The 22,524-nt window shown below is 68.8% G+C and carries 20 protein-coding genes and 3 tRNA genes; 10 read left to right on the plus strand and 13 right to left on the minus strand.

Annotation, left to right across the window (positions count from 1 at the left end):
• Positions 1-109: 109 nt before the first annotated feature.
• From rpmG to K9D12_RS03540, 6 genes are all read right to left on the minus strand, one after another.
• Complete coding sequence (gene rpmG / locus K9D12_RS03515) at positions 110-280, minus strand: 50S ribosomal protein L33 (protein WP_047311061.1); 171 nt, start codon at positions 278-280, stop codon at positions 110-112.
• A 46-nt stretch (positions 281-326) separates the two neighbouring features.
• Positions 327-403: transfer RNA gene (locus tag K9D12_RS03520), tRNA-Met, on the minus strand.
• A 40-nt stretch (positions 404-443) separates the two neighbouring features.
• Positions 444-516 (minus strand) — tRNA-Thr (locus K9D12_RS03525).
• 430 nt (positions 517-946) lie between these two features.
• On the minus strand, positions 947-1,813 hold the full coding sequence (locus tag K9D12_RS03530; RefSeq protein ID WP_197078918.1) for a MaoC/PaaZ C-terminal domain-containing protein: 867 nt from the start codon (positions 1,811-1,813) through the stop codon (positions 947-949).
• A 1-nt stretch (position 1,814) separates the two neighbouring features.
• The gene (locus K9D12_RS03535; protein WP_047310415.1) at positions 1,815-3,179 is read right to left on the minus strand and encodes a 3-oxoacyl-ACP reductase; all 1,365 of its coding nucleotides are present in this window, start codon (positions 3,177-3,179) and stop codon (positions 1,815-1,817) included.
• A complete protein-coding gene (locus K9D12_RS03540) occupies positions 3,179-4,459 on the minus strand; it encodes an acetyl-CoA C-acetyltransferase (protein WP_223059499.1) in 1,281 nt (426 codons plus the stop codon). The genes K9D12_RS03535 and K9D12_RS03540 overlap by 1 nt, the downstream gene beginning before the upstream one ends.
• A gap of 132 nt (positions 4,460-4,591) precedes the next feature.
• Here K9D12_RS03540 and K9D12_RS03545 point away from each other — a divergent pair, with 132 nt between their 5' ends.
• From K9D12_RS03545 to K9D12_RS03555, 3 genes are all read left to right on the plus strand, one after another.
• A complete protein-coding gene (locus K9D12_RS03545; RefSeq protein WP_223059500.1) occupies positions 4,592-5,317 on the plus strand; it encodes a TetR/AcrR family transcriptional regulator in 726 nt (241 codons plus the stop codon).
• Between the two features lie 77 nt (positions 5,318-5,394).
• On the plus strand, positions 5,395-7,446 hold the full coding sequence (locus tag K9D12_RS03550; protein ID WP_052946730.1) for an acyl-CoA dehydrogenase: 2,052 nt from the start codon (positions 5,395-5,397) through the stop codon (positions 7,444-7,446).
• Between the two features lie 125 nt (positions 7,447-7,571).
• Complete coding sequence (locus K9D12_RS03555) at positions 7,572-7,928, plus strand: DUF952 domain-containing protein (RefSeq protein WP_047310418.1); 357 nt, start codon at positions 7,572-7,574, stop codon at positions 7,926-7,928.
• Positions 7,929-7,990: 62 nt separating this feature from the next.
• On the opposite strand, the gene K9D12_RS03560 is transcribed toward K9D12_RS03555, so the two are convergent.
• A tRNA-Tyr gene (locus tag K9D12_RS03560) sits at positions 7,991-8,071 on the minus strand.
• A 162-nt stretch (positions 8,072-8,233) separates the two neighbouring features.
• Between K9D12_RS03560 and K9D12_RS03565 the strand changes: the two genes are divergently transcribed.
• Positions 8,234-8,734: a YajQ family cyclic di-GMP-binding protein gene (locus K9D12_RS03565; protein ID WP_129664264.1), complete on the plus strand. Its 501-nt coding sequence runs from the start codon at positions 8,234-8,236 to the stop codon at positions 8,732-8,734.
• A 7-nt stretch (positions 8,735-8,741) separates the two neighbouring features.
• The gene (locus K9D12_RS03570) at positions 8,742-9,242 is read left to right on the plus strand and encodes a hypothetical protein (RefSeq protein ID WP_223059501.1); all 501 of its coding nucleotides are present in this window, start codon (positions 8,742-8,744) and stop codon (positions 9,240-9,242) included.
• 10 nt (positions 9,243-9,252) lie between these two features.
• Here the strand turns inward: K9D12_RS03570 and K9D12_RS03575 are convergent, their stop codons facing one another.
• Positions 9,253-10,941 carry a TIGR03767 family metallophosphoesterase gene (locus K9D12_RS03575; protein ID WP_223059502.1) on the minus strand — a complete coding sequence of 563 codons (1,689 nt, stop codon included), beginning with the start codon at positions 10,939-10,941 and terminating at the stop codon, positions 9,253-9,255.
• A gap of 220 nt (positions 10,942-11,161) precedes the next feature.
• Here K9D12_RS03575 and K9D12_RS03580 point away from each other — a divergent pair, with 220 nt between their 5' ends.
• Positions 11,162-12,316, plus strand: coding sequence for an acyl-CoA dehydrogenase family protein (locus K9D12_RS03580; protein ID WP_047310422.1), 1,155 nt, complete (start codon positions 11,162-11,164; stop codon positions 12,314-12,316).
• A gap of 168 nt (positions 12,317-12,484) precedes the next feature.
• Here the strand turns inward: K9D12_RS03580 and K9D12_RS03585 are convergent, their stop codons facing one another.
• A complete protein-coding gene (locus tag K9D12_RS03585) occupies positions 12,485-13,018 on the minus strand; it encodes an isochorismatase family protein (RefSeq protein WP_223059503.1) in 534 nt (177 codons plus the stop codon).
• Between the two features lie 192 nt (positions 13,019-13,210).
• On the opposite strand from K9D12_RS03585, the gene K9D12_RS03590 reads away from it, so the two are divergent.
• From K9D12_RS03590 to K9D12_RS03605, 4 genes are read left to right on the plus strand one after another with little or no spacing between them, the layout of a single operon-like run.
• Positions 13,211-14,731, plus strand: coding sequence for a long-chain fatty acid--CoA ligase (locus tag K9D12_RS03590; RefSeq protein ID WP_225910884.1), 1,521 nt, complete (start codon positions 13,211-13,213; stop codon positions 14,729-14,731).
• A 45-nt stretch (positions 14,732-14,776) separates the two neighbouring features.
• A complete protein-coding gene (locus tag K9D12_RS03595; RefSeq protein ID WP_193642449.1) occupies positions 14,777-15,535 on the plus strand; it encodes an SDR family oxidoreductase in 759 nt (252 codons plus the stop codon).
• Positions 15,536-15,576: 41 nt separating this feature from the next.
• Positions 15,577-16,329, plus strand: a complete 753-nt coding sequence (locus tag K9D12_RS03600) for an SDR family oxidoreductase (RefSeq protein ID WP_222617816.1) — start codon at positions 15,577-15,579, stop codon at positions 16,327-16,329.
• 11 nt (positions 16,330-16,340) lie between these two features.
• A complete protein-coding gene (locus K9D12_RS03605; protein WP_047310426.1) occupies positions 16,341-16,793 on the plus strand; it encodes a MaoC family dehydratase in 453 nt (150 codons plus the stop codon).
• 98 nt (positions 16,794-16,891) lie between these two features.
• Here the strand turns inward: K9D12_RS03605 and pepN are convergent, their stop codons facing one another.
• The 4 genes from pepN to K9D12_RS03625 all read right to left on the minus strand — a co-directional run bounded on the left by pepN (position 16,892) and on the right by K9D12_RS03625 (position 22,299).
• Positions 16,892-19,408: an aminopeptidase N gene (gene pepN / locus K9D12_RS03610; protein WP_223059505.1), complete on the minus strand. Its 2,517-nt coding sequence runs from the start codon at positions 19,406-19,408 to the stop codon at positions 16,892-16,894.
• 102 nt (positions 19,409-19,510) lie between these two features.
• Positions 19,511-19,978 carry a GNAT family N-acetyltransferase gene (locus K9D12_RS03615; RefSeq protein ID WP_223059506.1) on the minus strand — a complete coding sequence of 156 codons (468 nt, stop codon included), beginning with the start codon at positions 19,976-19,978 and terminating at the stop codon, positions 19,511-19,513.
• Positions 19,979-20,009: 31 nt separating this feature from the next.
• A complete protein-coding gene (gene htpX / locus K9D12_RS03620; protein WP_047310428.1) occupies positions 20,010-20,921 on the minus strand; it encodes a zinc metalloprotease HtpX in 912 nt (303 codons plus the stop codon).
• A 130-nt stretch (positions 20,922-21,051) separates the two neighbouring features.
• Positions 21,052-22,299, minus strand: coding sequence for a proton-conducting transporter membrane subunit (locus K9D12_RS03625; RefSeq protein WP_223059507.1), 1,248 nt, complete (start codon positions 22,297-22,299; stop codon positions 21,052-21,054).
• Positions 22,300-22,524: the final 225 nt, after the last annotated feature.

Here is a 22,524-nt window from a genome sequence, read left to right on the forward strand (position 1 = left end):
GGGCTACCCGGAAGTCGCTGCCGACGCCGCACCTGCGCGAGCGGCTCAGACATGACGAAGGGCCGTCACCGTGCGATGACGACCCTTCGTGGATGTTTCGTGCGCGAGATCAGCGGGTCTCGCGGTGCGCCGTGTGCTTCACGCAGCGCTTGCAGAACTTCGCCAGTTCGAGACGGTCGGGGTTGTTCCGACGGTTCTTCTTGGTGATGTAGTTGCGCTCCTTGCACACGGTGCAAGCCATCGTGATCTTCGGGCGAACGTCAGCGCTCTTGGAGGCCATGTCCCACACCTGCTCTCGGAAAGTCGAAATCTGTTGTCATGGAGATTGGTAGCGGGAGCGGGACTCGATCCCGCGACCTCACGATTATGAGTCGTGCGCTCTAACCAGCTGAGCTACCCCGCCGCGCCGTGAACCTTCCGGGCGAGCCCGAAACATTCAAGCGAGCCCCCAAACGGAATCGAACCGTTGACCTTCTCCTTACCATGGAGACGCTCTGCCGACTGAGCTATAGGGGCCTCGCGCCACCGGTATCGAAGGCTCGACACGTTTTGGGCGCGAGGAAGACCTTACACGGGTGGGTAACCAAAGTGAAATCGAGATGACCTGCGGATGCGGGTGTTCTCGACCACACACGACGCCGCTTCGTGACGCCATCGCTACGACCGTGTAACACCGACCGGCACCCGGGCATTCCCGACGCTGCGCCGAGGCCACTCGGGCCACTCTGGGCCGTTTGGGGCCGCCTGAGGCCGTTCGTCCAAAAGATGACGGCGGGGCCTCCCCCAGAGGTGGCCCCGCCGTCTGCACCTTGTTCACCCTTGCCCTCGACGTGGACGTCAGGCTCCACGCGAGGACACCCGGACAAACGCCTCGGGGCGCCGGGAAAGTTCCCGACGCCCCGAGGCGTTTTTTCGGCGCTTCTTTTGCGCCGCGATCCGATGCGGCTCAGGCGAGCGGACGCACCGATCCGCGCACGTGTTCCGTGCGCTTCTTCGCGTTGCGCAGGGCAAGGTCGAAACCGCCGTCGCGCGCACCCTCGGCCACGAACGACACCGTGCTAGGGATGAGCAGCGGCTTGCGGAAGCTCATCGTCGCCTCGTAGGCGTCCGGCAAGCGGTTCTCGATCGCCGCGAGCATGCGCGCCTTGCTCCACATGCCGTGCACGATCGTCGTCGGGAAACCGAGCGCCTTGGCGGCAAGCGGATTCATGTGAATCGGGTTCACGTCGCCCGAGACCTTGGCGTAGCGACGCCCGAGGTCTCCCCCGAGGCGCCACGTGGCTCCGAAGCCCTCGACGGCGTCCGGCTCGTCCACCTTCGGCGGCACCTCGCCCTCGACCTTGCGGCCGCGGAAGAGGTACGTCGAACGCCCTTCCCACACGAGCTCGCCGCCGACGTAGACCTCACCGATGAGGTCGGCCTGCGCGCCGCGGAAGTGCGGACGCAGGTTCTCGGCACGAGCGCGCAGTTCGAGCGTCTCACCGAGCAGCACCGGACGGTGCTGCGTAATGGTGTTCTCGAGGTGCACGCTGCCCATGAGCGGGAACGGGAAGGCCTCGTCGGACATGAGCGCGACCTGCAGCGGGAAGACGAGCACGTGCAGGTACGTGCTCGGCAGGCGGTTGCTCAAAGCGAACCCGCAGACGGCGTCGTAGTCGGCGACGTCGGTAACGCTCGGCGTCACGTCCCGGCGCACGACCTCGAGGTCCGGCAGGGTCTTGCCCTTCCGGCGCCCGCCCGTGGCCACGGCCTTCGCGAACATCGGTCCGAGCTTGGGCTCGCCCTTCAGTTCGATCGTCCGAGCAGATGCCACGTCAGGCTCCGATCTGGCTCTGACCGCACACGCGCAGAACCTGGCCGGTCACACCCGCGGAACCCGGCTCGGCGAAGAAGGCGATGGCCTCGCCCACGTCGACCGGCTGGCCGCCCTGGAGCATCGAGTTGAGTCGACGACCCACCTCGCGCGTGGCGACGGGGATCTTGGACGTCATGTCGGTCTCGATGAAGCCCGGCGCGACGGCGTTGACCGTGATGTTGCGGTCGGCGAGGTGCTCCGACAGCTCACGGACGAGACCGATGACACCGGCCTTCGACGCGGCGTAGTTGGCCTGGCCACGGTTACCGCCGATGCCCGAGGTGGAGGCGACGGAGACGATGCGGCCGCCGTCCTTGAGCCCGCCCTTGGTGGCCGGGTCGAGGAGCACCTCGTTGATGCGCAGCTGCGAGGCGAGGTTGACGTCGATGACGGAACCCCAGCGGTCGGCGTCGGTGTTGACGAACAGCTTGTCGCGCGTGATGCCGGCGTTGTGGACGATGACGTCCAGCTTGTCGGCCTTGCGCGCCACGGCCTCGGCGATCTTGTGACCGGCGTCCGGCGTCGTGATGTCGAGGCCGAGCGACGTACCGCCGATCTCGTTGGCGACCTTGCTCAGGGCGTCACCGGCGGCGGGGATGTCGACGGCGATGACGTGCGCACCGGCGCGGGCGAAGACGCGCGCGATCTGCGCACCGATACCGCGAGCGGCGCCGGTGACGACGGCGACCTGACCGTCGAACGGACGGTGCCAGTCGAGCACCTCCTGGACGCCGTGCTTGCGAATGCGCACCGGCTGGCCGGAGACGTACGCCGAGCGGCTCGAGAGGAAGAAGCGCAGCGGCGCGGCGAGCACCGAGCTGTCGCCCTGAGCGTTCGGGTCGACCCAGAACAGGTTGGCCGAAGCGCCGGCACGCAGCTCCTTGCCGATCGAGCGCGTGATGCCCTCGAACGCCTGAGCGGTGGCGGCGGCCTCGACGTCGTCGATCTCGCTCGGCGTCGTCGCGAGGACGATGACGCGAGCCGAACGACCGAGCGCCTTGACGGCGGGCACGGCAATGGCGCGGAACGCCTCGAGGTCGGCCAGCGTCTTGGCGTCTGTCACGTCGATGACGAGGGCGCCCAGCTTGTCGCCGTAGGACGCGTCGGGCGTGGCCTCGACGACCGTGGCGTCGGACGAGCGGATGATCGCGGCGGCGTTGGCGGCAGCGACACCGGCGCCGACGACACCGACGGCGGCGGGGCCGTCGAGGAGGGCCTGGCCCACCTCGTAGCGGCGCAGCACCGGCGGCTGGGGAAGCCCCAGCTGCTTGGCGAGCTTCTTGCCGAAACCGTTGTTGACGAAGTTCGAGTAACCGTCAGCCATCACACTGCCTCCAGAATCGCGACGACGCCCTGGCCACCGGCGGCACACACGGAGATGAGGCCGCGGCCGGAGCCCTTTTCGTGCAGCTGCTTCGCGAGCTGGGCGATGATGCGCCCACCCGTGGCAGCGAACGGGTGACCCGCCGCGAGCGACGAGCCGTTGACGTTGAGCTTGCTGCGGTCGATCGAGCCCAGGGGCGCGTCGAGACCGAGCTTCTCCTTGCAGAACTCCGGGTCCTCCCACGCCTTGAGCGTCGCGAGGACGGTCGAGGCGAAGGCCTCGTGGATCTCGTAGAAGTCGAAGTCCTGCAGGGACAGACCGTTGCGCTCCAGCAGGCGCGGCACGGCGTAGGCGGGAGCCATGAGCAGGCCCTCGTCACCGTTGACGTAGTCCACCGCGGCGCCCTCACCGTCGACGAAGCGGGCGAGCAGCGGCAGGTTGCGCTCCTTGGCCCACTCCTCGCTGCCGAACAGAACGGCCGAGGCACCGTCGGTGAGCGGCGTCGAGTTGCCGGCGGTCATCGTGCGGTTCTCGCCCTTGCCGAAGACCGGCTTGAGCTTGGCGAGCTTCTCCGCCGTGCTGTCGGGACGGAGGTTGTTGTCCTTCGCCAGGCCCAGGAAGGGCGTGATGAGGTCGTCGAAGAAACCGCGATCGTACGCAGCGGCCATGTTCTGGTGGCTGGCGGCCGCGAGCTCGTCCTGAGCCTCGCGGGTGATGCCCCACTTCTCGGCCGTGATGGCCATGTGGTCACCCATGGTGAGGCCGGTGCGCGGCTCCTCGTTGCGCGGCTGCTCCGGGGCCAGCTGGTTCAGGCGGATCGAGGCGAGCGCCTTGAGGCGGTCACCCGTCGTCTTCGCGTAGTTGGCCTTCATCAGCGTCTTGCGCAGGCCGTCGTTGAGGGCCAGCGGGGCGTCCGACGTCGTGTCGGTGCCGCCGGTGATGGCGGAGTCGATCTGGCCGAGCTTGATCTTGTTCGACACGAGGATGGCGGCCTCGAGGCCGGTGGCGCAGGCCTGCTGAATGTCGTAGGCCGGCGTCGTCGGCGCCAGGTGGCTGCCGAGAACCGACTCGCGGGTGAGGTTGAAGTCGCGCGCGTGCTTGATGACGGCGCCCGCGACGACCTCACCGAGGCGCTCGCCGGCCAGGGAGTAGCGCGAGACGAGGCCGTCGATGGCCGCCGTCAGCATGTCCTGGTTGCTCGCCTTGAGGTAGGCACCGCCCGAGCGTGCGAAGGGGATGCGGTTGCCGCCGATGACGTAGGCGTCACGGATCGTGGTCATTTCTCGCTCCGATGGTCGTGAGAACCCTGGTCGCCGAGCCGCGTTCGCGATTCGACGTGAGTAGAAGTGCTCATTGAAACTTACCGATACGGACAGTAGCAGGTACGCGCGGTACGCGATACCCTCTGGGACATGTCCGCCCCTTCGAGCACCTCCGACCACGGCCAGACGCCCCGCGACGGGCGCGACGTGCGCTGGGCCGCCCACCGCGTCGCCAGGCGCCGTGAGCTCGTCGACGCCACCGTGCGGGCCATCCGCACGCACGGCGCCGGCGTCGGCATGGAGGAGATCGCCGCGCAGGCGGGCACGAGCAAGACCGTCATCTACCGCCACCTCGGCGACCGACACGGGGTCTACCTCGCGGTCTGTGAATCCGTTGACGCCCGCATCCTCGCCGAGATCGAGCAGGCCACCGCCTCGTCCGGCGGCTTCGCCACGACGGCCGAGGTCAACCTCCCCCGGATCCTCGGCGCGGTCATCGACAGCTACCTGCGCCTCGTCGAACGCGACCCCGAGGTCTACCGCTTCGTCGTGCGCCGCCCCGACGTCACGCTTCCCGACGACCTGCCGGCGAGCGACCCGGTCACCGGCCTCTCGGGGCGTATTGCGGACAACCTCACCCACCTGCTCGCGCAGTTACAGCCGGACGACGCCCACGCCCAGGGGCGGAATCGGGCGCTGGCCTGGGCGCTCGTCGGCATGGTCAAGGAGTCGGCCGATCGCTGGCTCGAAAACCCCGACGGCCTCACGCGTACGGACCTCGCGCGCCACCTCGCAGCGTTCGCCCACACCGGCCTGGCCGGCCACGGCGAGCTCCCGACTTCCGACGGATCGGCCCCACACCCGCGCCGTCGATGACACGATCCTGACCAGACGATGCCCTTCATCCCACCCAGACCGACGCGTCACGCAACACCGCGTCCCAGGAGGACGACATGAGCACGACCACGAACGACACCACTCCCCGTCACGAGAACCCGAACGCCGCCGAACCGCTCGGCGCACAGGCCGACGTCGACGTCCTGCGCGCCGCGCTCGACGGCCCGTGGCGCGACCTTCGCGAGCGCGTGCGCCGCGAACTGCCGGCCGACGCCATCACGGGCACCCCGGGCGAGCCGATCGACGTCCAGCGCGAGCGCGTCACCCGTCAGGTACTCGCCCTCGCGGACATGGGCTACGGCTCCATCGGCTTCCCCACCGAGCACGGCGGCACCCTCGACTACGGCGCCTCCTGCGTCGCGTTCGAGATGCAAGCCTTCGGCGACCTGTCGCTCCTCATCAAACTCGGCGTCCAGTTCGGCCTGTTCGGCGGCGCGCTCGCCCGCCTCGGCACCGAGCGTCACCTCTCGGCGTACCTGCCCGACATCATGTCGGGGCGCCTCATGGGCTGCTTCGCCATGACGGAGATCGGCCACGGTTCCAACGTCGCAGAGGTCGAGACGACCGCGACGTACGACATCGAGACCGACGAGATCGTCATTCACTCCCCCACCGTCTCCGCGACGAAGACCTACATCGGCAACGCCGCGAAGGACGGCAAGGCGGCCGTGGTCTTCGCCCAGCTCGTCGTGCCGCAGGTCGGCGACGTCCCGGACGGCGAGGAGGAGAGCGGCGAGCACGGCGTGCACGCCCTGTTCGTGCGTATCCGCGACGACGAGGGCAACCCGATGCCCGGCGTCACGATCGGCGACAACGGCGCCAAGGGCGGCCTGCCGGGCGTCGACAACGGCACCATCGCGTTCGACCACGTCCGCGTGCCGCGCGAGAACCTGCTCGACAAGTTCGGCGGCATCGACGAGACCGGCGCCTACGTCTCCGAGATCGACAACGTCAACCGACGCTTCTTCACGATGCTCGGCACCCTCGTGCGCGGCCGCGTCTGCGTCGGTGGCGGCTCGGGTTCCGCGGCGCAGAAGGCGCTGGCCATCGCCATCCGCTACGGCGACCAGCGCCGTCAGTTCGCCGCTCCGGGTGAGGAGCAGGAGATCGTCGTCCTCGACTACCTCGCGCACCAGCGCAAGCTGCTGCCGCGCCTGGCGAAGTCGTACGCGCTGCGGTTCGCGCAGAACGCCATGACCTCGCGCCTGCAGGAGCTCGAGGACGCGGCCAAATCCGCCGAGGGCGGCACGCCCGGCCCCGACCACGAGGACGCCCAGCGCGAACTCGAGTCGTGGGTGGCCGGCATGAAGGCGCAGACGACCTGGCACGCGCTCGACACCATCCAGGCCTGCCGCGAGGCCTGCGGTGGCGCCGGGTACATGGCCGTCAACGGCCTGACGCAGATGCGCGCGGACGTCGACGTCTTCGCCACCTTCGAGGGCGACAACACCGTGCTCATGCAGCTCGTCGCCAAGGGTCTGCTCACCGAGTACCGCGACAGCTGGGGCGACCTCGACATCGCCGGCATGATCGCCCGCGTGGCCTCCCAGACCGTCGAGGGTCTCGTGGAGAACACGCTCAAGCGCGCCGGCCTGCAGAAGCTCATCGACGGCGCCACGCCGCGCAACGACGAGACCGCTCTCGACTCGCGCGGCTGGCAGGAATCGATGTTCTCCGAGCGCGCGAGCCACCTGCTCGAGACGGCGGCGATGCGTCTGCGCAAGGCCGGCAAGGACAACGGCTTCGAGGTGTTCAACAACGCCCAGGACCACATCCTCGCCGCCGCGAAGGCCGACATCGACCTGCGCGTCTTCGAGGCCTTCCAGGACGGCCTCGAGGCGATGGAGGACGGCTCGGCCCGCGACCTCATGGCGAAGGTCTTCGACCTCTACGCCCTGTCGTCGATCGAGGAGGACAAGGGCTGGTTCATGGAGCACGGCCGCCTCTCGGTGGCGCGCTCCAAGGCCGTCACGACGCGCATCAACTCGCTGTGCGGCGAGCTGCGCCCGCACGCCGTCATGCTGACGGAGGCGTTCGGCATCCCCGAGGGCTGGCTCGAGAACGACCTCATCGACCTCGGCCAGGACCGCGCCGGCGTCACCCGCTGACACGAAATCCTCGCACCACCTCAGACGGCGGCCCGGCTCAACGTAGCTGGGCCGCCGTCGGTGTCCGTCAGCGCTCGCTACGTCACGGCGACCGGGCCTGCCGCGAGCGCCGTTAGGGTCGGATCATGCAGACGATCCATCACATCGCCCTGGCCGACGAGTGGGACGAGGCGCAGCGTGAGGGCACCTACGCGACGTCGACGCTCGGCATGAGCATCGACGCCGTGGGCTACCTGCACGCGAGCTTCCCCGAGCAGGTTCGCCCGACCCTCGAGCGCTTCTACTCCGACGTCGACGCGCCGCTCGTCCTGCTCACGCTCGACCCGGAGGCCCTGGCCGAGGCGGGCCTCGAGGTGCGCGTCGAACCGGCGGCGCCCGACGACCCCGAGAGTGAGCGCTTCGCGCACGTGTACGGCGGCGTGCTGCCCGTCAACGCTGTCAGCTCTGTCGAATCGCTCGAGTTGCCCGGCACGCAGGCGTGAACAGCAGCAAGGACAAGACGAAGGCCCCGCAGCTGATGCTGCGGGGCCTTCGTGCACTGGGGTGCCAGGTGAAGGATTCGAACCTTCGAAGCTTTCGCGACGGATTTACAGTCCGCTCCCATTGGCCGCTCGGGCAACCTGGCTCGCGTGCTCGGAAACCATAGCAAAGAGGCGGGAGGCTGGGCGAATCGGCTCGCGCGTCACACCCCCGCGACCCCACCTTCGCCGGCCGCCTCCCCTAACCGGCATGTCGGGCTCTATCGTGGCGCTGGAGAAAGCACTCACCCGCGACCCGAGGAGACACCGTGGCAGACAGCTCGTTCGACATCGTCAGCAAGATCGACAAGCAGGAAGTCGCGAACGCCGTCAACCAGGCGGCCAAGGAGATCTCGTCGCGCTACGACTTCAAGAACGTCGGCGCCTCCGTCGAGCTGTCCGGCGACTCGATCGTCATGAAGGCCAACTCCGAGGAGCGCACCCTCGCCGTTCTCGACGTGCTGCAGACGAAGCTCGTCAAGCGCGGTGTCTCGCTCAAGACGCTCGACTACGGCAGCGACGAGCCGACGCCGAAGCTCTCCGGCAAGGAGTACCGACTCGAGGCCGCCCTCAAGGAGGGCATCTCGTCGGAAAACGCCAAAAAGATCAGCAAGCTCATCCGTGACGAGGGCCCCAAGACGGTCAAGGCACGTATCGAGGGTGACGAACTGCGCGTCACGAGCAAGAGCCGTGACGACCTGCAGACCGTGCAGCAGCTCCTTCGCGGCGCCGACCTCGACGTGGCCCTGCAGTTCACGAACTACCGCTGACCCGGCCATGACCTCCCTCCGCGAGTCCTACGCGCTACGGACGTGGGCACTCGTGCTCGTTCTCGTCGTTCTCGCCGCGGCCGGTGGCGAACGCCTCGTCGACACGCTGGCCGACGACGAGGAAACGGTCGCCTGGGCACACGGAGCACGCCTGGCCTCGTCCGCCGTGACACTCGTCGTCTCACTCGTCGCGCTCGCGCTCATGGGGCGTGGACACCATCGTCGGATGGCCACGTTGCGCCCTGCCGCGCCCACCCCGACGAAGCTGTTGGGTTCCGCCCGGGACGAGGAGGACGAGGAGGAGCAGGCGCAGATGCTCGTCGAGACCTTCCCGCTGACGACGTGCCTGCTCGTGCTCGCCCTGGCGGTGGCGGTGTTCGTCGCGACCTACCCGGAGGAGCCCGCGTTCGTGCGGGTTCTTGCCTCGACGGGAGCCCTCATCACGTTCCTGTGGATCCTCGGGGCCGTCGCCTCCCGCGTGCGCGCGGGACGGGCGCTACGCAGCTGAGAGCCGCCGGTCAGTGCAGTGGGTTGGGCAGGAGGAGTTCGGTGTTGCGGTCGGCCGGGGTGCCCAGCCCCTCGCGCTCGGCGTTGATGTCGTTGTACGACAGTTCGCGGTAGAGGGACGCCAGCGCAGCCTGGGAGCCGTCGGAGTAGGAGGCCTGGTACGGCGCCGCCGACTCGACGAGCGTCGTGAAGAGGCTCAGCGTGCCGTCGGCGTTGTCGCAGACCTCGATGATGCGGGCGAGCTGGGGGAAGTCGACGTGGCTGGCCGTGTTGATCTCCCAGAAGCTGCGCTCGGCATCGCGGTGACGGCGCGCGGTGATGCTGTTGACGTGAGTGTGGCCGTTGACCCAGGCGATGACGTTCGGGAAGCGCTTCAGGGTGTTGACGACTTCGAGGCCACCGTGGCGGATCTCGGGCTTGCCCGGGTCGAGGAGCAGGTTGTTCATCGACTCGCTCGTGTGGTGGCTGAACAGGACGAACAACTCGTCGTCGACCTGACGCTTCTGCTCGGCGCCCCAGACATCGAAGAACCGGCTGCTGCCGGCCTCCAGACGGCGCTGCAGCCAGCGGAACTGCTCGTCACCGAGGCTGCCCTCGGTCCAGCCCGCGCGGTTCGTCGAATCCATGGCGATGCCGGTGACGCCGTCGGCGATGCGGAACGCGTAGTAGCCACGGCCCGTGGCGACGTTCTCCTCGGTGAAGCCGTGTCCTCCGCTCGGCAGGTGCGCCTTCATGTACTCGACGGGCGTGAACGGCGCGCGACGGGCGTCCGGCGTCACGCTGCGCGTCGTCATCGACGATGTCTGCGGCAGGGTGCGCGAGGCGCCGGTGTAGGCACGACGTAGCTGCGTGTTCGAGGTTGACGCCTTGAACCCCATGAACTTCTTGTCGCTCGTGTAGAGCTTCGCGACGGCCGCCCAGTCGCTCGGCAGCACCCCGCTCATCGAGTCGTCGTGGTTCCCGAAGACGCTGAACCACGGCGTCTTGAGGCCGTGGCTGCGGTGCGGCGCAACGGCGCGGGCGAAGAATCCGGGCACCGTCGGGAAGCCGGCCTCCTTGTACCGGTCGCGCACGGCGTCGTCGCTCACGTTGTAGAACTGCTCGTCACCGCCGGTGGCGACGCCCTCCCACTCGGTGGCGGCACCGGTGTTCTGCCGAATCGTTCCACCGTTCATCACGGCGAGGAACCAGTCGAGTTCGACCGACTCGTGGTTGTCGGTGTTGTCGCCGGTGGAGACGACGCAGTCGAAGACGCGCCCGGAGAAGGGCCCCTTCGCCAGATCGTTGATGCGCTTGACGAGCTGCGCCCCACCGTGCGAGCCGAGCGGCTCCTGCGGGCGGAACGCGCTGCCGTTGACCGTGCTCAACCACTCGAAGCGCACCGGGCTCTGGGCGTCGATCATGTGCAGGTCGGTGAACTGAACGATGCTCGCGAGCGCCTTACGGGTGTCGTCGCGGTTCGGCTTGGCTGCGACCAACTCGTCGCGCACGACGAGTGCCCAACCCGGCCCGGCAGTGAGGCGCGCGTAACCCGACGAGGCCTTCGGCGTCGCGACGTTCGCCAGCGTCGTGCCCTTGGTGAGCACGCTTCGCGACGCCGCGTAGGCAACCTGGCGATCGGTGGCGACGCCGGCGAAGGCGAGGGCGGCGAGGGAGCCTGAGGCACCCTTGAGGACACTGCGGCGGGAGATGTCGGACACGGGGAGACCTCTTCTCGGGCTGGGCGATCGTCAGAACATCGTGCCCGGCCGCCTCTACTCCCCAGTAACCCGCAACTGAACGTCGAATGAACGGCCCCTCGGGAGCGTTTCGTGAGGCCCCGCGGCTTACGCCTGCGTAGGGAAGCGGGGTGGGAGGCGCCGCCATCGTCGGCGTCGTAGCATGGCTGGAGCTACCCATCAGTATCGAAAGGCTGCGACCATGCCCCGCAACATTTACGACGAAGACCACGAGGCGTTCCGCTCCTCCGCCCGCGAGTTCGTCGAGCGCACCCTCGCCCCGCGTGCCGAGGAGATGATCCGCGATCACGTCATCGCGCGTGACATCTGGGAAGAGGCCGGCAAGCAGGGCTTCTTCGGCCTGTGCATCCCGGAGGAGTACGGCGGCGCCGGCATCGACGACTACCGCTTCAACGCGATCTTCGCCGAAGAGATCAGCAAGTTCACCGCCGCCGTCGCGTCGTGCTTCGGCATCCACTCGGATGTCACCGCGCCGTACATCGTCAGCCTCGGCACCGAGGAGCAGAAGCAGAAGTACCTGCCGCGGGTCGCGACGGGTGAGCTGATCCTGTCGATCGGCATGACGGAGCCGTCGGGCGGTTCGGACCTCGCCAACCTCAAGTCGATCGCCGTCAAGGCCGACGACGGTTCGGGCGACTGGATCCTCAACGGTTCGAAGACGTTCATCACGAACGGCCACCAGTGCGACGTCGCCGTTGTGGCGGCACGCACGGACCCGAGCAAGGGCGCCAAGGGCATCTCGCTGTTCCTCGTCGAGGCCGGCACCGAGGGCTTCACGAAGGGCAACAAGCTCGACAAGGTCGGCCAGGTCGAGTCCGACACCTCCGAGCTGTTCTTCGACAATGTGCGTCTGCCCGCCGACGCGCTGCTCGGCCCGCAGGACCTCGGCTTCATCGCGATGATGAAGCACCTGCCGCAGGAGCGCATCGGCAACGCCATCGCCAACATCGCGAACGCGAAGCAGATCCTCGCCGAGACGATCCAGTACTGCAAGGACCGCAAGGCTTTCGGTCAGCCCATCGGCTCGTTCCAGCACAACACGTTCAAGATCGCCGAGATGGTGACGAAGATCGAGGTCTCCGAGGCGTACATCGACGACTGTGTCGCCGCGCACGCCGAGGGCAAGCTGACGGCCGTCGACGCCGCGAAGGCGAAGTGGTGGGCCGCCCAGGTGCAGTGCGACGTACTCGACGAGTGCGTGCAGTTGCACGGTGGCTACGGCTACATGAACGAGTACCGCGTGGCACGTGCGTGGCGTGACGCTCGCGTCCACAAGATCTGGGCCGGCTCGAACGAGATCATGAAGATGATCATCGGGCGTGACCTGGGACTCTGAGAAGCGGGAACCGGAGGTTGAGGGGCCCGCGAGCGCAAGCGAGCTCGCCCCTCGGCCGCAGGTAGACACCGACAGAACAAGCCAGAGAAAATCTCTCTGAGCTCGTAGAAATCTGACGAGAAGGGCCGGTTCGAGCGTCTGCTCGAACCGGCCCTTCGACGTTTCCCCTCAGGCGAACGCTTCGGCCGTCGTCGTGACGGCCCCCGTTGCGGCGGGCTGCTTGGTGGAGGCGGCGTGTTCGTTGAGCACGGCGATCGACTGCTCGGGCGAGAACTCGGCGCCCCGTTCCCGCATGTCACCGGTGGTGTGCGCGTCGGAGACCAGCGTCACGTCGTAGCCGCGGTGGATGCCGCCGTAGAACGTGCTGCGGATGCACGCGTCGGTCTGCGCGCCCGCGAGGACGATCTCGCGAGCCCCCAGCGCCTCCAGCTGCTGAGCCAGGTCGGTCTCGACGAAGGAGTCGCTCCACGTCTTGTGCACGATCGCCTCGTCGTCGGCGGGCGAGAGCTGCGGCACGATCTGCCATTCGGCACTCCCCTTCGCGAGCCCTGCGTCGGAGTGCTGCACCCACACGACGGGAACGTCGGCGGCGCGAGCCGCCTCGACCAGTTTCGCCACGTTCGCGATGACGGCGTCGGAACCGACCGACTCCTCCATGACGTCGACCTGCACGTCGACCACCAGTAACACTCGTTCGCCCATGACGTTCACGCTACACACGGCCACCGACAACCCAGCGATTCCGGGAAGGCGCATCGTAGGGAGTTCAATTCACGACAGCCGACTGGACCGGGAACTATTGAGCAACGCTCAATAGTTGTTGCAGCATCACCGATGTGATGTGATTCAGAGCACATCGACGTTTCATCTCGCGGGGGTTTCTCCATGTCCGACATGCCTTACGTTTCCACGACCCTCTCCCTGGCCAGCGTTCTCGCCGAGCCGGCCCGTCGAGAGCCGGACGCCGTCGCCCTCGTCCAGGGAGAGCAGCGCCTCACGTACGCCGAGACGTGGCAGCGGGCGCGCCGCACGGCAGCACAGCTCGTGGCCGACGGCGTGCAGCCCGGCGACCGCGTCGCTCTGCTCGCGCCGAACGTCATCGAGTTCGTCACCTCGTACTACGGAATCCTCGCTGCGGGCGGCGTCGTCGTTCCCATTCCGACGCTTCTGCAGGGCCGCGAGGCGGCGTATCTCATCGACACCGCCGAGGCGAGCCACCTCATGTACCACCCGGCCGTCGCCGCTGCGGCCACCAAGGCTGCCGAGATGACGGGCGTGCCGACCCACGACATCACGACGTACGGCACCGACGCCGAGCCACTCACCACGTTCGTCACGCGCGAGCCGCTCGACCCGGCCGTCATCTTCTTCACGAGCGGCACGACCGGACGCCCCAAGGGGGCCATCCTCACCCACCTCAACCTCGTGATGAACGCCACCGTCAGCGCCTTCGACGGCAACGGCGTGCCGCCCGGCACGATCGCCCTCGGGTGCCTGCCGCTCTTCCACGTCTTCGGCCAGTCGGTCTCGCTCAACGCGGGCTTCCGCCACACCGCGACGCTCGTGCTCCAGCCGCGCTTCGACGCGAGGGAGGCCCTCGAGATCATGAACCGCGAGGGCGTCACGATGATCTGCGCGGTGCCGACGATGTACATCCAGCTTCTCGCCGCGGTGGCGGAGAACCCCGACATTCCGGTGCCGCAACTCGAGGACGCCGTCAGTGGCGGCGCCTCCCTGCCGGTCGCCGTGCTCGAGCGCTTCGAGGCCACCTTCTCGACCAAGATTCACGAGGGTTACGGCCTGAGCGAGACCTCGCCGTCCATCACGTCGAACCAGGAGCAACTCGGCGTCGAGGCCGGCAGCGTCGGCCACAGCCTGTGGGGCATCGACATCGCCATCGCCGACGTCACCGTGCCCGACCACATCGAGTTCGTGCCCGCCGGGGAGCGCGGCGAGGTCATCGTCCGCGGCCACGCCGTCTTCGCGGGCTACTGGAACAACGAGGCCGCCACCCGCGAGGTGCTGCAGGACGGCTGGTTCCGCACTGGCGACATCGGCATCCAGGACGAGTCGGGGCGCCTGCGCATCGTCGACCGCACGAAGGACCTCGTCATCCGCGGCGGCTACAACGTTTACCCGCGCGAGGTCGAGGAAGCGCTCATGCGCCACGAGGGCGTCGACCAGGTCGCCGTCATCGGAGTGCCGGACGAGCAGTACGGCGAGGAGATCATGGCCGTCATCGTGCCGAGCGAAGGGGCCCGACTCGACGGCGACGAGATCATCGCCTGGAGCCGCGAGCGCCTCGGATCGCACAAGTACCCGCGCCGCGTCGAGATCGTCGGCGAGCTGCCGCTCGGGCCGAGCATGAAGGTTCTCAAGCGCGAATTGCGCACCAAGTACTCCACCGGGGAATAGAGTTGTTGAGCAACGCTCAATAAGCATCGAGAGGAAGCATCGCGCATGCCAGTACAGACCAAGCGCTTCGAGGGCAAGGTGGCCATCGTTACCGGAGCGAGCCGCGGCATCGGCCTTGCCATCGCGCAGCGCCTCGTCGACGAGGGCGCCAACGTCATCATCACGGCGCGCGGCCAGGAGGCTCTCGACGCCGCCGTCGCCCAGCTCGGTGACGCCGCGCTGGCGCGCGCGGGCAAGGCTCAGGACAAGGAGCACCAGGAGGACGTCGTGCGCACCGCGCTCGACACCTGGGGCCGCCTCGACGTGCTCGTCAACAACACGGGCATCAACCCCGTCTTCGGTGGCCTCATGGACCTCGACGACTCAGCGGCCACGAAGATCTCCGAGGTCAACCTCCTCGCCACGCTGTCCTGGACGCGCACCGCGTGGAACCTGTGGATGAAGGAGAACGGCGGCTCCGTCGTCAACCTGGCCAGCATCGCCGGCCTGCGCACGGCCCCCGGCATCGCCTACTACGGCGTGACGAAGGCCGGCCTCATCCACCTCACCGAGGAGCTGGCCGTCGAGCTCGGCCCCACGGTGCGCGTCAACGCCGTGGCCCCCGCCGTCGTCAAGACCGACTTCGCCAAGGCCCTCTACGAGGGCCGTGAGGACGAGGTCGCCAAGCCGTACCCGCTCAAGCGCCTCGGCCGCCCCGAGGACATCGCCGGCCCCGTCGCCTTCCTCGCCTCCGAGGATGCGGCCTGGGTGACGGGCCAGACGCTGCCGATCGACGGTGGCATCACGCTCACCGGCGGCTTCTGAGCATCCCGAAACCCTCGAACTCCCGACGAAAGGACATCCCCATGACCCAGCGAACCGCCATCGTCACCGGTGCCGCGCGCGGCATCGGCGCGGCCGTCGCCCAGCGTCTCGCCTCCGACGGCTTGCAGGTTGCCGTCATCGACCTCGACGAGAGCGCGTGCGCCTCGACGGTTGAGGCCATCACGTCCGCTGGCGGCAAGGCCATCGCCGTCGGCGCCGACGTCTCCGACGAGGAGAGCGTCAAGAAGGCCGTCCAGCGCGTCGCCGACGAGCTCGGTGCCCCCACCGTGCTCATCAACAACGCCGGCATCCTGCGCGACAACCTGCTGTTCAAGATGAGCGTCGACGACTGGGACATGGTCATGGGCGTTCACCTGCGCGGCAGCTTCCTCATGGCCCGCGAGGCCCAGGCCCACATGACGAAGGAAGGCTTCGGCCGCATCGTCAACCTGTCGTCGAGCTCGGCGCTCGGCAACCGCGGTCAGGCCAACTACTCGGCCGCCAAGGCCGGTCTGCAGGGCTTCACGAAGACCCTCGCCATCGAGCTCGGCAAGTTCGGCGTCACCGTCAACGCCATCGCTCCGGGCTTCATCGCCACGGACATGACGGCGGCCACCGCCGAGCGTGTCGGCGTGCCGTTCGACGACTTCATGAAGGGCGCGGCGGACGCCACGGCCGTCAAGAAGGTGGGCCGCCCCGAGGACATCGCCAACGCGGCGTCGTTCTTCTGCGACGAGCGCTCCGGGTACGTCTCCGGCCAGGTGCTCTACGTCGCCGGCGGACCCCTGAACTGAAGGAGGAGCTCATGCGTACGTTCAACGGACTCGAGGAACTCAAGGCCGCCGTCGGCGAGGAACTCGGCTCGAGCGAGTGGCACGAGGTCACCCAGACGATGGTCGACCAGTTCGCCGAGGCGACGGGCGACCATCAGTGGATCCACGTCGACCCGGAGAAGGCGAAGGCCGGCCCGTTCGGCACGACGATCGCTCACGGCTACCTCACGCTGAGCCTCGTGCCGATGCTGGCTGCCGAGATCTGGTCGATCGAGAACATCTCGATGGCCGTCAACTACGGCTCGAACAAGGTGCGTTTCACGCAGCCGGTTCCCGTCGGCTCGCGTGTGCGCGGCACCGCCGTGCTCGACGAGGTCAAGGAGTCGCCCAAGGGCGCCCAGGTGGCCATGACGTTCACCGTCGAGATCGAGGGCGAGGAGCGCCCGGCCTGCGTCGCACAGACGCTGTCGGTCATCGTGCCCTGACGCGCGTTCGCGGCTGACGCGAGGCCCGACCCGGAGTCCCTGCTCCGTGGTCGGGCCTCGTTCGTCTTCCCCCGTCCTGTCCGGAAATGAACCGCCCGTCAGCGGGCGAAGACGGCGCGGGAGGCGATGACCTCGCGCATCGTGGCGTGCGCATCGACAACCGAGCGGCGCACCGACGCCGGGAGCTGCTGATCGAGCATCCGGCGCACCTCGACGTCGAGCTCCTCGCTCGCGAGGGCGGCGGGGAACGCGAGCGAGGCGACGCGGGCGAGGGCGTCCTCCCCCACCCACTCCCGCATGCGCGGGATGTCGCTGACGTAGCGCTCCACGTACGGCGCGAGAGTGGCCTCGTCGTCGGCCGACCAGAAACCGGAGGCGAGCGCGTTCATCTCGTAGTTGCTGTGAGCCGGCGAATCCTCGCTCGGCGCTGCCGTGAGCTCCTCCCAGGCCCACACCTTCGTCGCGGCGTCCGGGAACGACGCGCGAGCTGTGAGGTAGCCCAGGCGGCCGGACATCGTGTTGTCGGCGGCGAGCGCCTCGTCGAGATCGTCGATCGTGACGGCGTCGAGCTGCGCGAGGCGGCGCGCCACCCGCCAACGGAACGGAGTGTCACCGTCGAGCCCGGCGGGCAGGTCTTCTCCCCGGAACCACGGCGTGAGGCGCCCGGCGTCACCCGTACCGGCCAACAGGCGCGCGCCCGCGAGGGTGCGCGGGTCGTGTTCACCGTCGGCCTCGGCCAGCATGCGCTCGGCAAGGTCCGCGAGCCCGGCGAGCGCAGCCGGACGCTCGGACCACGGCAGGAAACGACCGACGACTGCGCCCAGAGCGAGCGAGGTGGCGACGTCGAGCACGGGCATCTGCGTCTCGGCCGGAAGCGCGGCCTCGGCTATCGCGAGGATCTGCTCGGGCGCCACCTCGGCGCGGGCCAGGCCGTGCGCGAGCGCCGTCCAGATCATGGCGCGCGTCGTCGCGTCGTCGATTCCCGGTAGCGCCCCCGCCATGGCCTCGAGGCTCGCGTTGTCGAACGCCACACCCGCCCACGTGAGGTCACCCGCGTTCGGCACGACGAGTGCAACGCTCTCGCCTCCCGTAGCAGCGGCGATGTTCGGCAGCTTCACGCGCCCGCTCACGCCGTGCAGATCGTCGGCGAACACCTCGGCGCCCGCCTGGTCGTAGGCGGCGACGCGCACCGTGTGAACACGCGTCGCAGGGCGATCCGGGTCGGGCGTGATGACGAGTCGGGGGCTCGCGGTCTCGCCCACGTTGTCGCCGTCATGCTCGATCCGCAACGTGTCCATTCCGGCCGTCTCGAGCCACGCCTGCGCCCATTCGGTGAGGTCGCGTCCCGCCGCCTGCGAGAGTGCCTCGAGGAAGTCCGCGAGGGTGGCGTTCGCGAAGGCGTGACGCTCGAGGTGAGCGCGCACCCCGGCGACGAACGCGTCGTCCCCGATGTGGTGGATGAGCTGACGCAGAACGGCCGAGCCCTTGGCGTAGGAGATGCCGTCGAAGTTCTGCAGGGCCGTGTCCGTGTCGTGGGCGGGTGCCCCCGCGACGGGGTGCGTGGACGGCGAGCGCTCCGCCGCGTATCCCCAGGCCTTGCGGGAGGCTGCGACGTCGACCCAGGTGTCGTCGAACTCGGTGGCGGCCTCGAGCGTCCGGTTCGCCATGTACTCGGCGAAGGATTCGTTGAGCCACAGGTCGTCCCACCACTGCATCGTGACGAGATCGCCGAACCACATGTGCGCCATCTCGTGGCTGATCGTGTTGGCGCGCACGAGATGCTCGGTGCGCCCGGCCGCCCCGGTGAAGACGAGCTGGTCGCGGAACGTGACGCAGCCGGGGTTCTCCATGGCGCCCGCGTTGAACTCGGGCACGAACACCTGGTGGTACTCCCCGAACGGGTACCGGATGCCGAAGAGCGAGTGGTAGTGGTCGAACGACTGCTTCGTCACCGTGAGCATCTCGGGCGCCTGCGCTTCGAGGTGGTCTCGCAGCGACGCGCGGGCGTGGATGCCGAGGCGGATGCCGTCGTGCTCGTCGGTCACCGTGGCGAACGGGCCGGCACAGACGGTGACGAAGTAGGTGGCCAGTGGCTTCGTCGTCTCGGCACGCCAGAGCCCGGGTTCGACCTCACGCATCGCTCCGTTCGCCACGACGCTCCAGCCGCCGGGGGCGCGCACCGTGACGTCGTAGGGCGCCTTGAGGTCGGGCTGATCGAAACACGCGTAGACGCGCGGCGCAGCATCCATGAAGAGGTGACCGTAGACATAGGCCTCGCCGTCCGCCGGGTCCTCGGCACGGTGCAGCCCCTGGCCGTCGCGGCCGTAGCGCATCGTAGCGGTGACGACGAGTTCGTTGTGCTCGGCGAGATCCGTCAGGTGCAGACGGCGTCCCTCGAGGGCCGACGCGGGCAGCTTGCGGCCGTTGAGCATCGCCGACTCGAGGCTCACCGGGTCGAGGTCGGCAAACGTCGAGGCACCGTTCTGCGCCGTGAACGTCAGCCGCGTCGTCGAGGCGAACTCTCGTGGGCCCCGGTCGAGATCCAGCTCGATGTCGTAGTGCTCGGGGCGAACGATCTGCGAGCGCTCGCGGGCTTCGTCACGGGTCAGCGTCATGGGCTCATCCTGCCACCCGCGACCGAGTCGTCGAGGGGAGCGCGAACGCGTCGCGACACGCCGAAAGCCGAACGCCTCACGGGCTGGCTCCTCGAACGTTCCTTACGACGTGAGCGTGACGCGCATCGCGGGGAAGGCCACCTCGGTGAAGCCGGCGCGCTCGTACAAGACGCGGCCCGCCTCGGTGGCCATGAGTTCGGCCCGACCCACACCCGTTCCTCTGGCCCACGCCAGCACCGCGTCGAAGGCCTGACGCCCGAAGCCGCGCCCGCGGTGGTCGGCAAAGGTACACACATTGCTGATGAGAACGTCGCGGCCGTGCGGAACCGCCGGTGAAGGCGCCACGTCACGGACGGCCCCGACGGCACCTGCCACGACCTCGCCGTCGGCTTCCACGACGAAGAACCCGTGGTCAGGGCTGTCCAGGCGTTCGGCGAACCAGCGTCGGGCCTCTGGCTGCCAGGCGCGGGTGCCCTCGGCGCCCATGGCGGTGAACATCTCCGCTCGAAGCGCCACCAACGCGTCAACATCCCGACGCCCCGCGCGCCGGGCCATTCCTTCGCCGCTCATGCGATCACAGTATCGAGGCAGCGCTCGACGCTCAGCCCTGGTGCGGACCGGGCCGGTAGGGCCCGTCGAACCGCTGGGGCATCCGGATGCGCTGGCCGGCCATCTGCTCGAGGCGCTCGATGCGGTCGGCCGTCTTCGGGTGCGTGGAAAACATGCGCGAGATGTCCTGCGCGCGGAACGGGTTGGCGATGAACGCGTGGCTCGCGTTCTGCAGCTGCGGTGTCGGCGCGAGCGGGGCCGAGGCGACTCCCGCTTCGAGCTTGGCGAGCGCCGAGGCGAGCGCGAGCGGGTCGCCCGTCAGCTTGGAACCGTCCTCGTCGGCGTCGAACTCACGCGTGCGGCTGATGGCCATCTGGATGACCGACGCTGCGAGCGGCGCGAGGAACGCCATGAAGAGCATGACGATGGGGTTCGGGCGGTTCTCGCTGCTCGAGCCGCCGCCGAAGAACATCATCATCTGCGCGACGCTCGTGATGAGGCCGGCGAGGGCTCCGGCGACGGACGATGTGAGGATGTCGCGGTTGTAGACGTGCATGAGCTCGTGGCCCAGCACACCACGCAGTTCACGCTCGTCGAGCAGGCCGAGGATGCCCTCGGTGCAGCAGACCTTCGCGTTGTTCGGGTTGCGGCCCGTGGCAAACGCGTTGGGTGCCTGCGTCGGCGAGATGTACAGCTCGGGCATCGGCTTGCCGGCCTTCGTCGACAGCTCACGCACGATGCGGTACATCGCGGGCGCCTGCGTCTCGCTCACCGGGTAGGCCTGCATCGCGCGGATGGCAAGCTTGCCGGAGTTCCAGTACGCGTAGAAGTTCATCGCGAGACCGATGACGGCGAACACACCGATGTAGCGGCCGTTGCCGATCACCGCGCCGAGGCCGAGCAGCAGAGCCCAGATGAGCCCGAACAGCGCGGCCGTCTTCAGCCCGTTGAAATGCCTGTGCATGTCCGGTTCAACGAAGGCTCGGGTGCGGATGTTCCGGCGCGGTCGGCCCCAGATGTGAACTCTGGCCCGATCTGTGACCGGCGCAGGTCACAGACCGAGCCAAAGATCACAGCCTGTGCGGCGGAGCGCGTCAGAAGAGGGCGAGGAGGACGTTCGGCGCGAGGCTCGTCGTCACGACGGCGAGCGAGCCGAGCGCGGCGAGCACGCCGTAGATCTTCTTGGGGCGCGGCAAGGGCGTGAGTTCGGGTTCGTTGCCCGACAGCGCCGCCACAGCGGCTGCCTCCTCGGAGACGTCGTCGTTCTCGGGCGCGGGGGTGGCGACGGGCGCGAACATCGCGGCGATCCAGCGCAGGTACACCGCCACGCCGAGCACGGCGTTGACCAGAGCGATGACGACGAGCCACCACACTCCCCCGGCGACGACCGGCTTGAGCGCCACGATCTTCGCAACGACGCCGATGATGCTCGGCGGCAGCCCGGCCAGGGCGAGAAGGCCGAGCGCGAGCGTCGCGGCCATCATCGGGCGGGTGCGGAACAGGCCGCGCAGGTCACCGATCGTCGTCTCGTACTCGCGCGAACGGGCGTCCTCGAGGGCCGCCAGGACGACGAAGACAGCGAGCGTTCCGATCGTGTAGAGCGCGAGGTAGGCGGCGGCCGCGGTGACGGAACCACCGGCGACGACCGTCATCGGCAGCACGACCCAGCCGGCCTGCGCCACCGTCGACCACGCTATGAAGCGCAGCGCGCCGTCCTGACGCCAAGCCATGACGTTGCCGACCGTCATCGACAGGGCCGCGACGACGGCGAGCGCCGTGAGCGCGGACGAGCCGAGCGACGACGCGGCGCGCAGCACGACGAGCATGCCGCCGAGAGCACCGACCTTGGACGTCGTGGCAAGGAAAGCCGCGACCCAGGAGCCCGAGCCCTCGAACGCCTCCGGCGTCCACGCGTGGAACGGAGCGAGGGAGAGTTTGAAGCCGACACCCGCGATGACGAGCATCATCGCGAGGACGACGAGGGGCTTGCGGGCCGGGTCGGCGAAGGCGTCGAGCACCTGGTCGCCGGTCATCGACGCCGTACCCGTGGCCGCGAACCACACGGCCGCGCCGAGGGCGAGGACGGCGAACGAGACGAGGGCCGTCACGAGCAAGGTGAGGGCGCCGTGAGCGGCCTGCCGGCCCCCACGCAGAGCGACGAGCGCGACGCTGGGAATCGTGGCGAGCTCGATGAGCACGAGATAGGAGCCGAGATCACGGGCCGCAACGACGCCGACGCAGCCGGCCGTCGCGGCGAGCACGAGCATCGCCCGCACAGCGGGGTGGCCCTTCGTGCCGGGCACGTCGCTGGTCTTCTCGGCGAGGGCGAGCACCGCGACCACCGCCGCGGAGGCGAGCGCCAGGCCCTGCAGACCGACGCCGGTCTGGTCGGCCTGCCAGTAGCAGCCGCCCGAGGCGTCGCACAGGCTCGTGGGGGGGGGGGCCCGGCGCCCCCCCCCCCCCGGGGGGGGGGGGGGGGCCCGCCGCGCCCCCCCCGCCCCCCCCCCCCCCCCCCCCCCCCGCGCTTCTTCGCGGCGTTCTTCTCCAGCTCGCTGATACGCCGGCGC

It is taken from the genome of Dermacoccus sp. Tok2021, assembly GCF_019895135.1.
In the GTDB taxonomy this organism is placed as follows: Bacteria; Actinomycetota; Actinomycetes; order Actinomycetales; family Dermatophilaceae; genus Dermacoccus; species Dermacoccus abyssi.

What these genes read in the sequence shown, in the direction of transcription:
- pepN (WP_223059505.1), bottom strand. Translation starts at nt 19,408, where the DNA reads ATGACGCTGACCCGTGACGAAGCCCGCGAGCGCTCGCAGATCGTTCGC.
- K9D12_RS03535 (WP_047310415.1), bottom strand. Translation starts at nt 3,179, where the DNA reads ATGGCTGACGGTTACTCGAACTTCGTCAACAACGGTTTCGGCAAGAAG.
- K9D12_RS03615 (WP_223059506.1), bottom strand. Translation starts at nt 19,978, where the DNA reads ATGAGCGGCGAAGGAATGGCCCGGCGCGCGGGGCGTCGGGATGTTGAC.
- htpX (WP_047310428.1), bottom strand. Translation starts at nt 20,921, where the DNA reads ATGCACAGGCATTTCAACGGGCTGAAGACGGCCGCGCTGTTCGGGCTC.
- K9D12_RS03545 (WP_223059500.1), top strand. Translation starts at nt 4,592, where the DNA reads ATGTCCGCCCCTTCGAGCACCTCCGACCACGGCCAGACGCCCCGCGAC.
- rpmG (WP_047311061.1), bottom strand. Translation starts at nt 280, where the DNA reads ATGGCCTCCAAGAGCGCTGACGTTCGCCCGAAGATCACGATGGCTTGC.
- K9D12_RS03580 (WP_047310422.1), top strand. Translation starts at nt 11,162, where the DNA reads ATGCCCCGCAACATTTACGACGAAGACCACGAGGCGTTCCGCTCCTCC.
- K9D12_RS03550 (WP_052946730.1), top strand. Translation starts at nt 5,395, where the DNA reads ATGAGCACGACCACGAACGACACCACTCCCCGTCACGAGAACCCGAAC.
- K9D12_RS03590 (WP_225910884.1), top strand. Translation starts at nt 13,211, where the DNA reads ATGCCTTACGTTTCCACGACCCTCTCCCTGGCCAGCGTTCTCGCCGAG.
- K9D12_RS03540 (WP_223059499.1), bottom strand. Translation starts at nt 4,459, where the DNA reads ATGACCACGATCCGTGACGCCTACGTCATCGGCGGCAACCGCATCCCC.
- K9D12_RS03600 (WP_222617816.1), top strand. Translation starts at nt 15,577, where the DNA reads ATGACCCAGCGAACCGCCATCGTCACCGGTGCCGCGCGCGGCATCGGC.
- K9D12_RS03595 (WP_193642449.1), top strand. Translation starts at nt 14,777, where the DNA reads ATGCCAGTACAGACCAAGCGCTTCGAGGGCAAGGTGGCCATCGTTACC.
- K9D12_RS03605 (WP_047310426.1), top strand. Translation starts at nt 16,341, where the DNA reads ATGCGTACGTTCAACGGACTCGAGGAACTCAAGGCCGCCGTCGGCGAG.
- K9D12_RS03555 (WP_047310418.1), top strand. Translation starts at nt 7,572, where the DNA reads ATGCAGACGATCCATCACATCGCCCTGGCCGACGAGTGGGACGAGGCG.
- K9D12_RS03585 (WP_223059503.1), bottom strand. Translation starts at nt 13,018, where the DNA reads ATGGGCGAACGAGTGTTACTGGTGGTCGACGTGCAGGTCGACGTCATG.
- K9D12_RS03570 (WP_223059501.1), top strand. Translation starts at nt 8,742, where the DNA reads ATGACCTCCCTCCGCGAGTCCTACGCGCTACGGACGTGGGCACTCGTG.